Origin of the sequence: Hyphomonas sp., assembly GCF_016125515.1 — a bacterium.
Lineage (GTDB): Bacteria > Pseudomonadota > Alphaproteobacteria > Caulobacterales > Hyphomonadaceae > Hyphomonas.
Genome location: NZ_WGLO01000005.1, coordinates 1 through 12823 on the forward strand (window position 1 = coordinate 1; position 12823 = coordinate 12823).

The following is a 12823-nucleotide window of genomic DNA, read 5'->3' on the forward strand; positions in this document are numbered from 1 at the left end:
ACCGCCGGATAACGCTCAATAATGCCATGTCCAACACTCCATGGTCCCCCGCTCGCCAAAGCCCGGGACCGGTTCAAACATGGGTCAGTTCTCAGTGGAAATTTCTGCCCTCCCAGGGTCAATTCTCAACGGCAATCAACATGCATGATGCTCACGGAAGGCTGGTATGCCCGCACGCTCTGCCACGAGATGGCGCATGCGAACGGCTGGGCCATGGATCATCCAGGCGGCAGCTTCACGTCCGACAAGATGGCCGGCATCAATCCTCAGGATGTTCCGCCGCCGCGCGAAGTCCTCAAAGCGCTGGTATCCTCGGAAGTTTTCCGCCCCGCGAGCGAGTCGCCTGCCTATCTGGCATGGGCGGCCGCCAGGGCGCCGCAAGCATCGGCCCCGGCCGTTCTGCTTGCCGAAGCGGCGCCTGCGCCGAAAGTCACGCTGCTGACATCGTCTGCGCCGGATCTCTGGCTGGGGCTCGCGGGTGTGCCTGCCAAACCGCGCCGGCACCTCGCCCTGCGCCGCGATCTTCAATTTGCATCAGCGTCCGTCAATACGGCTGAGACCCGCCTGGTCACCGCAGCTGTCCAGCTGCACGCGGCTCAGGCAGTCCGGGTTCCCGCGCCGGCCGCGCCGAAGCTGCCGAAGCCGCCAAACGTCTGGTTTGCGGCTGTCCGCTCTGGCCGCGACGCTTACGTTTCTGTGCGCGACATGGTCGAGGCCGCCTGGCTTTCGAAGTCCGCCGCGGCAGACGAAGTGGCTCTGGTTGAAGTCGAAGCTGCCGGAGTGCAGGAGGCGGTTGAACCTGAAGCCGTGTCCGGGCCGGAGCAGGCTCCCGGGCCGGAATCCCCGCGCGCACCCAAACTGAAACCGGCGCTCGATCGTCCGCGCAATGATGAGGCCGCGGCCGGCGTCTGACCGGCTGCACGCAGCGCCTCAGCCAGGCAGCAGGGACGGATCGAGGCAGCACCGCCGGAAGGCCGCCCCGAAATCGGTCAGCGCCAGCACGCGGCGCTCGACCTCTGCTTTCAGGTGCTTCGGCATCCGTTCGGCGACCTCCGACACGAACGGCTGATTGAGCAGGTCGCGGTAGTGGCGTTCGTCCTGGATGGAGAGGTTGGCCGGCGTCGCGACGAGGTTCTGTCTGAGCAGGTTTCCGACATACGTGGGAATGGCGCGGCGAACGCTGCAGGTTTTCGCGATACGTTCCGGGATCACGTGCCGGATCGACGCGAACACCCGGTCAGTGCGGTCAATGTAGGTGACGCTGGCCATGGGCAGCACCTGGTCTTCATTGGGGAGGGCCGCGAGGATACGGACTTCGTCCGCAGTCAATTGCTTGATGACTTCGATGAAAGCCGGATGCGCTTCATGGGCGAGGCGTGCGTCCATGGTTGAGGCGATCAGCACGGCCATTTCGTCCTTCAGCGGCGAATACCGCATCGCCTCGATCGCCGGAATTGCAATGTCGAGGCGCGGCGCAACCAGACTTTCCGGCGGCACGCTGCGCGACGCGATCACGTCATTGATCCGCTCCAGGGTGAAGGCCTGGATCTTCGCCCAGTCCCAGTTGATCTCGCCGAATCCGCTGAATTTCTGGGCAACCAGCGCCTCGGTCACGGCAGGAACGCGGAGGGTCTTTGCCTTGTCTGTCAAAACGGCGGGGGGCTGAGCCGCCGGCCGGGGCGGCGATTTGGGCGGGATCGGGCGCACGGTGCCGCCGGCAGGCCGCGTTCGCGAAGGGCGCTTGGTATGGTCTCGCATCGTGGCGACCGGCTCCGGAGTGTGAGCGTCACTTTGACCAAGTCCGTGCCGCTCGTAAAGATAGCAGGGATTTGCGCAAGGGCCCGCGACCCTATACGGGGAACTAGGCAGGTTGCGCGTTAGGGGGACGACCGGATCGATGCGTTGCTCGAAATGCCTCTCGCAAATGACCGCGCGCGAGGGCGGGTATGTTTGTCCCGCCTGCGGAGAGCGGGCCGAGTTCCTGAACGAGGACGGGTCGAAAGCGACATTCATGCGCCCGCGGCCATCGCGCGGCTTCGGGTGGGGCTCTGTATTGCTGGCGGTGCTGGCGATCGCAGGTCTCGGCGGCGCAGGCTATGCCGCCGTCCGGTTTGATGTCCTTGGCAGGCTGAGCCCAGCGTCTGGCCCGCAGGCGGTGCTGCCGGCCACGCCGGAGATCCGCACCGGGGTGACCACCAGGTTCGCCGCGCCGCTTCGGGAAAACCTGATCGCGAGTTTCGGAACACCGGGCGACGACGAGGCGCTCGGACTCGCCCTGTTTGCCGATGCAAGGCTCGGCGTGCTGGTCCTCACGAAGGAGGGCGATCCGGCGCTTTGGTTCGTCAGCGTCGATGGCACAGACCAGCTGAAGACGCGCCGGCTGGAGGTCTCCGGCAAGCTGCGGTCCGCTGCATTGATCGCGGGGCCTGATGATCTGGCCGCTGCAATGATCGCGGGTGACAGCGGCCTGCAGGTGCTGGGGCTCGGCGCGGGCGGAGAGCGCCTCTGGGGAAGGTCCTGGCAGGGGCTGGACCTTGCCGAGGGGGACGCCGTGATAGCGTCGGACACGCAGTCGGTGTTGGTCCTCGCTAAAGGGAGTGCGCCCGGCACACGGGTCGCGGCGATGCTTGATGGCAATGGCGGGCTCGTCTGGCAACGGACATTCCCATCCGGCGAGGCGGCCGGTGCTTGGGCTGCCGTCGACGGCGAGGCGGTTTGGCTGGCCTGGCCCGCGCCGTCTGGCTCGGGGACCACACTGGCGAGGTTAAGCCGGGCGGGGGACACGGAACTTGAAATCGGACTCGGCGCTGCGCCGCAGCACATGGCGGGCCTCGTGGCGGCATCCGATGGGTCGGTGCGCGTTCTGGTCAGCAACGCTGTTCCGGAAGTGGCAGCCTATGCGTCGTCGGGTGAGCAGCTCTGGCGCGCGGAAGTCCGCAGCGCATTGCTGAACGACCGGATGTCGCTTGTGCGCGGCGACGGCGATGAGGCGCGGGTTGTCTCATCCTATCGCCTGTCAGATGTGCAGACCGATCTTGCCGTGACCAGTCTTTCGGCAGCGGGAGAAGTCAAGCCTTTGGCGGTGGCGCGTCTTCCCGCCGGGACCGCACTCGGCGGCGTGGCGTCTTTCGGCGAAGGGCGGATGTTGGCTGCTGTCACACTGCCGGAAGAAGCGGGTGGCCGTGCGGATGCGGTCTTGCTGGCAGTCGATGCTGCGCCCGCGGCGAGCCAGCCGGCACCCGTGCAAAGCGATAAATCGCCCGCCCCGGTCGCGCCTGAGAGCCAGTCTGTTGAGCCTGCGGCGAGCAGTGACGCGCCCGCTAGTGTGGACTGCGAGTTTGTATGTCGTTCCGCGGAAGGGTTGGCGACGATTTCTCAAGAGGTCTTCGAAGCGGATACAGGCGCGGAGACGGATCTTCGGGCCATTCAGGCGGTGATTTGCCAGGCTTCAGGTGGGGTTGCAGAGCTTGGGAGTGCGCCGACCTGCGCGCCGGCTCCCTGAGGAGCGAAGAGCGGCGCTGCGCCTGAAAACACGACAGAATTTTGAAGAAGCCAGGCGGCTCTCAAAGATGGCTTGACGCCGCAAGATTGTCCTCCCTAGGTAGCAAGGTGGGAACTTCGGTGAGGGTAGCGACAGGACTTGTTGGCCGCGCACCTTTGTGTGCAATTCCTGAAACTTCTGTGGAGGATCGCGAAAGCGCGATTCACCCGGGAGTGCGGTAGCCGTTGAAGCTCCTGAACATGCGCGCTGAAGAGTGCCGACCTGAAGTTGATCGAGTTGCGCACCGAATGATGCACTTGCCTTGGAAAACAAGACATTCGACGTTTTCGGGCGAAGCACTCTGAGCATCGTTCTACTATTGAGACGAGCTTTGCACTTAGGGGCATCGTCCGGCGGCGAGTGCGTGCGGATGCGATTGGTGGGCGTTGGAGTCGATGCGCTGAAGGGATTCTTCAGTATACGAATGAGAAGTCGGGCGGCAACAGAAGGGCGGCAATCAAATTGAACCAGCGGATCAAAAAAATGGGGAAACGACGACTATGACGGTCGAATTGTATATGCAGCGCCCGACGATTTTGGACCTTGATGCATCGACGCCTTTGATCGAGTTACCTTCTCAGCAATTGAATTGGCGGTTTGCCCTTTCTAAAGGGGGCTGCAGTTGATCCGGACGATTTCCTTCATCACGTCCCACCCGCTCACGCGTGACCGGCCTCTCGCCGCGATTGCGCGGTTTGTTCGTTGGCAGATCGAGAGTCGCTTCAAGCGTGACGTGATATTCGATTGGGTTGAAGGTGCGAAGCTCGTTGTCCGGAACGGCATGACAGGCGCAACGGGAAACATTTATTGTGGCCTGCACGAGTTCGCCGACATGGGGTTCCTGTTGCACTTCCTTCGACCGGGTGATCTCTTCGTGGATGTTGGGGCCAATATTGGGAGCTACACGATCTTGGCCTCCGCCGTTTGTGGAGCGGGATCTATCGCGATCGAGCCAGACCCCAACACTATGAAAGCTCTGAAAGAAAACATTGCCATCAATGATCTTGGACCAAAGGTTGTCCCAATCGAAGCTGCGATGGGCAGGAAAGCAGGGCATGTTCGCTTTACCGTCGGGCGAGACACGGTGAACCGTGTGGCGAATGACTCGGATCTAAATGTTCAAGTTGTGAAAGTCGAATGTCTAGACGATCTGTTGCAAGATCGGGCGCCAGCATTCATCAAGCTCGATGTCGAGGGATTCGAAGCGGATGTCATTGCAGGGGCAAGCCGAACACTTATGGCGCCGTCTTTGCTCGCGATTGAAACCGAAGGGCGTCAGACAGAAGTTGTTGAAAGTTTGAAACGTGCTGGATTCGAGGAGTATTCGTACGAGCCATGGTCTCGCACGCTCTCGCGATCTGAGGGGCAGTCGAGCAACGCTTTGTTCTTACGAAATAGAGATCAAGTGTCCCAACGCCTCTTGTCTGCGCAGAAGCGAATTATCCTGGGCCATTTGATTTAGAAACAGAGCCGCATTTTTCTGATCCTTGAGGCGGCCGATCGTTTGCCGAATCGAAGGTGGGCCCTGAGCTTGTCGCGATGAATGTCTCAATAGCAAAATTCGCCAGAGTATCTGATGCGTCGCCCTTTGGGTCGGTGTTGAGATTGAATGAGGGCGTCGAAAAGATATGAAGGCGCGAAGATCGCCACAACTGATCCTTCAAGAGCAACTCTCGGCATTGAGGAGTTCGGCACTCACCAGGCGGTTCTTGAAGCTATTGGGGTGGTCGACCGTTGCTACTTTTGTGGATCGCGCAGCGGTGCTCGGTTCAATCTTTATTTGTGCTCGTCTGGTCGATGGAGAAGAATTTGGACGATGGGGTGTGGCCCAAAGCGCTGTTACAGCTATGCAGGTGTTCATTGTATTGGGCGGTGCGGTTCTCGTTTATCGGTTTATTCCGGAGTTTATAGGCAAAGCACCATACATCGCCGTATCTGTGCTCCGGCTAAACCTACTTCTATTGACCGTCGGTTGGATTTCTATCGTTGCCCTCCTTTTTGTTTGGGCGACGCCGGTAGCTGATGGATTGTTTCACGAAGCATCTTCCGGCCTCCTGATTTTACTTCTCTCAGGCTGGTTGGGTGCCTCCGGCTTGTCGACATTATTTCAAGCAACTCTTTTTGCGCTTGAGGATGGAAGGTCCCTAGCTGTCACTGGATTGGTTGCCGGGTTGCTCTCAATGATTTTGATTCCAGTCGGTGCGATTTATTTCGGATATCTCGGTATGATGGGCGGCGTGCTTGCCACCGAGAGTGTGCGTTCCGTACTATACTTGAAGCGGATTGACTCGCGATTTGCCGAACTGGGACAAAAACTCATCGGCTCCATAACGCGTGATGCTTGGCGACGATTTTTCCGGTTCGGATTGCCGGTATTTTTGCAAAGCTTATTGTACGCACCAGTTCTGGCGCTAGCCCAGTTTATCGTGCTTCGACGGCACCCCAACAGCTTGGAAGAAATAGGTGCTTTCAACTACTCTATGATCTTTTTTTCCGCCGCTTTGTTGGTCGCCGGCAAGATGAACCAGGCCGCAATGCCAATAATGTCCAGCCTCGCAGCAGAAAGCACAACGGATCGACTGACCGGCGTGGTGCAGAAGGTCGCAACAATTCAAGTGTTGGCTGCGGTTGTCATGGCTCTCCCGATAGCACTTCTGGCACCGATCGTTATGCCGCCTTCATACGCTGAGCAATGGCCCGTCTTAGTGGTATTGATGGCCACCGCAATAGTAGTTTCTGCACAGACGGTATTCAGTAACGGCTTGCTCGTAATCAATAGACAGGTGGTAGTCGCAACATCCGTCGTCCCGTGGGCGATTTTGCTGCTTCTTACCGTGTCGATGTTTGAATTTGGTGCGCTGTCGATTGCTTGCGGATTGTTGATTGGCGGTTTGGCACGAACGGCAATGCTTTGGTTTGCATTGCGAAGATGGATGATGCGTTAGCGATACGAACCAACAGTGGTGAGCGCGGTGAGCCCACTATTGAGCTTCGTCCACTTTTGGAGACGGCTCCTACCATTGAAACCTCAACAGCCGCGCCCAATAGGAATGCTCCTGCAGATTTTGGAGGTTTATTTTGGCCACTTTTGGCCGGCTCTTCGAAACGGACGTGGCGCTCTTTGTTTCTGCTATTCAAGATCTCATCGCGGGGCTGGAGTGTTGAGATAGTGAACTGCGTTAAGCGACATTATGAATCGGGATATTCGATTTTGATATTGGAAAAGTTGGGCTTGCAATCGAACCAGTCAGTTTACTCTCAGCCACACAACGGAAGAAGTTTCTGAACATGGCCACCAAGTCAGATTTGCGTCGATCGTCGTCTGGGCATTCCGCTTTTCTCTTTGAACTACCAATTGGGTTGGCTTGCGTGCTATTCTACAGCCACCTAGCGTTCGCGATTTCCGGCAGAGCGGGACTTGGCAGCGAGTTTGCTGTTCCAAACATTCTCGTTGCAGGTTTGAGCTTATTCGGATTGCTTATTGGAGCCAGAGCTCCTTTTGGTTTGCGGCATGTATTCTGCCTCTTCACGCTGATATTGATAGCAATTGTTCCTCTAATTGAGGTCCAAAAGAATACGCTCTACCATGCTAGATATCTCGATTTCGCCGCTTATTACCCTGCCGCGACTTGGTTGAGCCTTTCTGGGATGGTGGCCTTCGCTTTGGCATATAGCTTTGTTGTAAGCCGTAAGCGCGTCCTGAGAGTTTCTAAGGAAAGGCATCAGAGCTCCGGCAGCAAACTCGTATTGCTCATTTTAAGTTCCACTGCCGCCGTTGCGATTTTGGCATACAACAATTTCAACTATATGAGCGTCTTGTTCCGAGGCGGTGAACTCACAACGCGGCAGGAACTTAGTGGACCCGGGTGGCTAATTTTCCAGTATTTTGTCTACCCGACACCTGCAATTTGTGCAGTTATCCATTTCCTATCGCGATCGCGTAAGTCGTTCGTCACGCTAATTTTAGTGTTGAATGTGCTCCTGTTTAACCCACCCACGGGAATGGCGAGGTTTCAAGCCGCTGCACTTTATATTGCACTCTTTGCCGCCGCGTTTCCGTTAATCCGTACACAACGACACGTGTTGTCCGGCACAATTACGTTCGGGTTGCTGTTCGTTTTCCCGCTACTCGATCGATTTCGGCGATACTCCGGGGGGGCAATGGATGCGGGCTGGAACTCAGATTTTTTGACGCAAGGTCATTTTGACGGCTTTCAAAATTTTGCCACCGTCTTAGCTTATCAGATGCAATCTGGCGGAAGACAGTTACTTGGCGCCTTGTTATTTTTTGTGCCGCGAGAGATTTGGGAGGATAAGCCCGTAGGAAGCGGAGCGATGCTCGCAACTGAACTGGGTTTTCCCAATTCCAACATTGCAATGAATCTATTTGCTGAAGGATATTTGAATTTTGGAATCGGGGGGGTGATTGGCTTTTTAGCAATACTTGGCCTGGTTTGCGCCTATCTCGATCGCGAATTTCGTGTCGTTGAACAACGGGCAAGAGGCGCAATGTCGTGCTTTTATTTGTTTTCGTTCGGCCTTGTCTTCTTTGTGCTGCGCGGTGATTTGCTAAACGGCTTGGCATTCTGCTTCGGAACACTCTCCGCGACATTTCTTGTATTCTATTCATGTCGTCTAGTTGCCAATGCACGCCCTAGGCGAGCGTCTATTGGCCGCTAGAAGTGGCCTTCTGATGAGGTGGGCGATTTGTCTGTTTGGAGCAGACGGGCGTGTCGAATTTGGTTTCCTGCCGGTGTTCTATTCTCTCCACAATGACTTTGCTTGCAGCAACCGACGTAGCGAGCATTGAAGCGGCAATTCGCAGAAAGATATGACCATCAGAATAGTTCAGCCGGCGCTGCCGGCCTACCGGGTAGGGTTGTTTAAACGACTCGCAGATCGGTTCGCTCAAGATTTGGTAGTCTATGCCTCTCGATCTGAAGATCTTGGCGAGCTCGATAGTACAGGCGCCTCCTATTCGTGGAGCAGTGAGCTCGGCCCAATTAAGCAGATTGTGCTGGGTCTGGAGTGGCAAGAAGGCGCCGCAAGTATTCCAATTTCCAAGCATGATGTTCTAGTAGTTTGTGGAGCGCCGCGTACGCTATCCACACTGTTGCTCATGGTGAAAGCGCGGTTGAGGGGAACCAGGACGATTTGGTGGGGACATTACTGGTCGGCCTCTAGCAAGCCTTGGAGAGCGTATTTGCGCCTCGCTCTTATGCAGGCAGCCGATGCGGTCGTCTTTTACACCGACCAGGAAGTCGCAGAGTACAAAAAGTCCGCATTGAAGAAACCTGTGCGTCGGGTAGCGGGCCTCAACAATGGCATCGAAACCAATGAAATTCAGAAGATGCGGGAATCCTTCGTTGCGCGGCTTAGGCCCCGAGATTTTCTGTTTCTGGGCCGACTGACTGAAAAGGCACAGCTGCCGCTACTCCTGCGCGCGATGGCGTCTCCAGAATGTAGAAATCTGACGTTGGATGTGATCGGCGATGGCCCGGAAAGGCGCGCGCTTGTTGCATTGGCGGAAGAGCTCAGAATATCTGATCGCGTGGTTTGGCACGGTGCAACGACTGACGAATCGAAGATTTCCGGGGTCGCAAATTGCTGCAAGGCTTTTGTGTACCCAGGCAGCGTAGGGTTGTCGCTGATCCACGCTATGGCATATGGACTTCCCGCAATCGTCCATGACGACAGGTGGACGCATATGCCCGAAATCGCCGCGCATAGCGAAGGTTATACCGGCGTCTCTTACTCCAAGAATAGTCTGAACTCTTTGGCCGCCACAATGAGTGGATTGATCGCGAACCATGCGCGGCTCGAAGGAATGTCGAATGCCTGCGTTTCGTTGATCGATTCTACCTTCAATCTTGACGATATGGCCCAGCGGTTTGTTCGCGCAATTGAAGAAATTGAAGTGCCTTAATGAAAGGACGTTCGATCTGCAATGCTCAAAAGCTAGCTGGAACAGGAGTGGCAGCTGAGAGATTTGAGCAGATTACGCAATGCAACCGCAAACTAACGAACCGAATAGATTATCGTTTGGAGCGGCCCAGTGGAAATTTTTTGGCAAAGGTTCGTTCGCATGAGCAAAAAGAAGGTTCGCTTTATTGCTCCGCCGTCTGACAAACAAATCGGTGGAATTGCAGCAGCTCTCGTTGGCTTGGAGCAGATGCTTGTTTCGGCCGGCTTTAGTGTTGCCCGCGGCGCAGATATTGAAGACTCGAGTTGTATCCATCACGTGCACGGCCTTTGGAACTTGTCCAATAGCTTGACCTGCTTGCAGCTTCAAAAAAGAGGATTGCCATATATTGTGTCACCGCACGGCATGTTGGAACCTTGGGCGCTCGCAAACAAAGGTGTAAAAAAGCGCATCTATCTTTCACTCCTCGAAAGGCGCGTTCTTGAGGGAGCTAGAAAAGTCTTCGTCACGAGTGACATGGAACGGAAACATGCGGGGTCACTTTTGAACGGCGTAGAAATAGAGGTTCATCCATTAGGTAGTGACTACACAGGCGGCGTTGACTACCTGAAAGCACGACAAAGACTCGGCTGGCAATCCCACGAACAAGTCATACTTTTTCTGTCGCGTGTCGATCCGAAGAAAGGACTCGATCTACTGATAGACGCGCTGAACGTTGATGGCGCTCGTTATGAAGATGTTTCGCTTGTCGTGGTCGGGGGAGGTGAACCTAACTATATGGCTCAACTGGAGCGGCAATCTCAGGTTCTCCGCGATCGACTTCGACGCGTTTCGTGGGTGGGGCCGGTCTGGGGGGAAGACCGTTGGTCCTATTTGCAGGGGGCGGATCTATTTTGTTTGCCCACACATTCGGAGAATTTCGGTATAGTAGTTTTGGAAGCTTTGCTCGCGGGTACGCCGGTGCTGACGACAGATAAAACTCCTTGGAAAGATTGTATCCGCCACGGCTTGGAAATTACGTCTCCCAATCTTGAAACTTTGAAATCGGATCTGAGCCGAATGATCGGTACAACGAGTCGAGATTGGACTCACCAAGAGCGCCAGGAGCTTTCCAGTTGGGCTCGTGACCAATTTTCATGGGAAAAATTGGCGCAGTCTTATGCCGACAGCTACCAACAGATTTTCACCGAACTGTGAAGTCGTGCCGTGTGTCTAAGGGATTTCCAACCCAGTAGGATTCTTTTCGTGGCATTCTTCTCTAATCGATGGTGAGTTGTGCCCAATAGCGCATGATCTCCTAGTTTAAACATTGTCGCTATCGAACGATTCTTGCTCTTTTAATCGCGTGGACTGAACAGGAGGCGATTGGCGAGTCTTCGGCAAAATGCGACAGCTTGGTGTTTGATTCATTCGGGCAAATTCTAGAAGTGACAACGAAACATGCAGTTGGGACAACGTGAACGGCATTCGTCTAGACCGTTTTGAAAACGGGCATTGGACGCGTGGGCGTCCAATCGCAGTTGAACTCCTTTGGATCCTAACTTCATCGTTGCTCGTGCGAAGCTGGCTCCCGGGTCTTCTCCATCGACGATTTCTCTTGCGCCTTTTCGGCGCGTCCATCGGTCGTGGTGTGGTGATTAAGCCGGGAGTGAGGGTAAAGTTTCCTTGGCGGCTCAGCGTCGGTGACAACAGCTGGATCGGAGAAGACGCTTGGATCGACAATCTCGCGCCGGTCAAAATTGGATCGAATGCGTGCGTGTCTCAGGGCGCTTATATATGCACCGGTAGCCATGACTGGAGTTCTGAAACTTTCGACCTGATCACCAAGCCGATCACAATAGCTGACGGTGCTTGGGTAGCTGCCAAATCGACTGTTGGACCAGGTGTCACGGTCGGGGAGGGAGCAGTTCTCGGTCTCGGAAGCACAGCGAGTAAAAACTTGGATCCTTGGTGCATTTACTCCGGCTCGCCGGCTAAATTTGTAAAGAGGAGGACGCTCAGGCCATCTGTAGGGGATTAGATTTTGGACGATTCAGCGTCGCCTCTGCAACATGACACGCAACGACTTCGACATTCTTCCAGCGACCAGGCTTCACAATCGCGCGGTAACGCCATCCCCCGGTCATCGGGTCTCGCGCCGGTCGTCGTGTAGGTCGGGAGCCTGGCTCCCGATGCGTTCGCCACACCTCAAACCATGCACCATGAAAGGGGGCGTCCTCTCGAAATGAAAGCCGGACCCGAAGGGCCCGGTTCACCAGTAGCTCCCGCTTGCCTGACCGGCAGGGGCGCCGCATCAAGCATGAATGTATTTGTTGGGGTCAAATGCCCAAGCATCGGGCAATACTGATGCATTTCCGGTCTGCGATCGGTAATCGCTCTTCGCGGAGCGGTCACCTGTGTCAGCGCACGCGCACCCGCAAGAAGGCAAACGCTGTCTACGGGCCCGCCCTGATGTCGTATGCACGCCTGCAGATTCGAGATTAAAACTCCGGATCCTGCGGGTGCGGCGCACATTCTGCCTTCGCCGAGACAACCCGGCACGCAATTTGCTGACAAGACCCCGAAATTTCCGCTCCTAAATCCTGCCTACGCAGGGTTGAGGGGGGGGCTGAAATAGTGGATGGTCGGTCACAAATTCCGCCCAGTCGGGAGAAGGCAAGGCCAGATGCGCGTCAATTTTGTTGCCTTCCTGGCAGGGCTTCTCCTGCTCGCGGCCTGCAGTTCGGGGCCGAGCAGCGACGTTCCTCAGAACGTCAGCCTCGCTGTGCCGGACACAACCTCCTTGGTCCAGAGCGGCGACCTCCGGATCGGCCCGATGGACCTGCTCGAAATATCCGTATTTGGCGCGCCCGATCTGGACAATTCCTATCAGGTCGATTTCGAGGGCAATCTGAAAATGCCGCTGATCGGCAGCTTCCGCGCCACCGGCTACACGGCCTCGGAACTCGCCTTGTATCTTGAAGGCCGGCTTGCTGAGCGCTTTTTGCAGGACCCCGACGTGACGGTCCGGATATCGGAATCTCAGGACCGGGTGGTTACAGTCGACGGATCGGTATCCAAGCCCGGGGTCTACCCGATTAGCGGCCAGATGACTCTTCTACAGGCGATCGCGCTTTCCGGTGGCCCGACCGAAAGCGCTAATCCGCGCCGGGTCGTTGTGTTCCGTCAAATCGAGGGCAAGCGCAACGCTGCCGGGTTTGATTTGAAAGCGATACGAGCAGGGAAGGCGGACGACCCTCTCATTTACGGCAATGATATAATCGTCGTTGACGGGTCAGAAGCGCGCCGCACTTATGGAGATTTCCTGAGGTCGGTGCCGCTTCTTGCTCTGTTCTTTATCTACTGATGTGGATCTGCAC

At 56.3% G+C, this 12823-nt stretch carries 10 protein-coding genes; 9 read left to right on the forward strand and 1 reads right to left on the reverse strand.

The features are described from left to right. Nucleotides 1-144 precede the first annotated feature (144 nt). Complete coding sequence (locus GC148_RS04715; RefSeq protein WP_291069149.1) at nucleotides 145-912, forward strand: hypothetical protein; 768 nt, start codon at nucleotides 145-147, stop codon at nucleotides 910-912. 18 nt (nucleotides 913-930) lie between these two features. Here GC148_RS04715 and GC148_RS04720 read toward each other — a convergent pair whose 3' ends face one another. Continuing rightward, nucleotides 931-1650 carry a DUF4393 domain-containing protein gene (locus GC148_RS04720; RefSeq protein ID WP_291069150.1) on the reverse strand — a complete coding sequence of 240 codons (720 nt, stop codon included), beginning with the start codon at nucleotides 1648-1650 and terminating at the stop codon, nucleotides 931-933. A gap of 274 nt (nucleotides 1651-1924) precedes the next feature. Between GC148_RS04720 and GC148_RS04725 the strand changes: the two genes are divergently transcribed. From GC148_RS04725 to GC148_RS04755, 8 genes are all read left to right on the forward strand, one after another. After that, nucleotides 1925-3502, forward strand: a complete 1578-nt coding sequence (locus GC148_RS04725) for a hypothetical protein (RefSeq protein WP_291069152.1) — start codon at nucleotides 1925-1927, stop codon at nucleotides 3500-3502. A gap of 661 nt (nucleotides 3503-4163) precedes the next feature. Then, complete coding sequence (locus tag GC148_RS04730; RefSeq protein ID WP_291069154.1) at nucleotides 4164-5003, forward strand: FkbM family methyltransferase; 840 nt, start codon at nucleotides 4164-4166, stop codon at nucleotides 5001-5003. Between the two features lie 166 nt (nucleotides 5004-5169). Continuing rightward, nucleotides 5170-6486, forward strand: a complete 1317-nt coding sequence (locus GC148_RS04735; RefSeq protein WP_291069156.1) for a hypothetical protein — start codon at nucleotides 5170-5172, stop codon at nucleotides 6484-6486. A 343-nt stretch (nucleotides 6487-6829) separates the two neighbouring features. Next, nucleotides 6830-8221 carry an oligosaccharide repeat unit polymerase gene (locus tag GC148_RS04740; protein ID WP_291069158.1) on the forward strand — a complete coding sequence of 464 codons (1392 nt, stop codon included), beginning with the start codon at nucleotides 6830-6832 and terminating at the stop codon, nucleotides 8219-8221. Between the two features lie 151 nt (nucleotides 8222-8372). After that, complete coding sequence (locus GC148_RS04745; RefSeq protein WP_291069160.1) at nucleotides 8373-9467, forward strand: glycosyltransferase; 1095 nt, start codon at nucleotides 8373-8375, stop codon at nucleotides 9465-9467. A 159-nt stretch (nucleotides 9468-9626) separates the two neighbouring features. Further along, nucleotides 9627-10661: a glycosyltransferase gene (locus tag GC148_RS04750; protein ID WP_291069162.1), complete on the forward strand. Its 1035-nt coding sequence runs from the start codon at nucleotides 9627-9629 to the stop codon at nucleotides 10659-10661. 259 nt (nucleotides 10662-10920) lie between these two features. After that, nucleotides 10921-11484, forward strand: coding sequence for a WcaF family extracellular polysaccharide biosynthesis acetyltransferase (locus GC148_RS15900; protein WP_366063138.1), 564 nt, complete (start codon nucleotides 10921-10923; stop codon nucleotides 11482-11484). 645 nt (nucleotides 11485-12129) lie between these two features. Further along, nucleotides 12130-12810 carry a polysaccharide biosynthesis/export family protein gene (locus GC148_RS04755; protein ID WP_291069163.1) on the forward strand — a complete coding sequence of 227 codons (681 nt, stop codon included), beginning with the start codon at nucleotides 12130-12132 and terminating at the stop codon, nucleotides 12808-12810. Nucleotides 12811-12823: the final 13 nt, after the last annotated feature.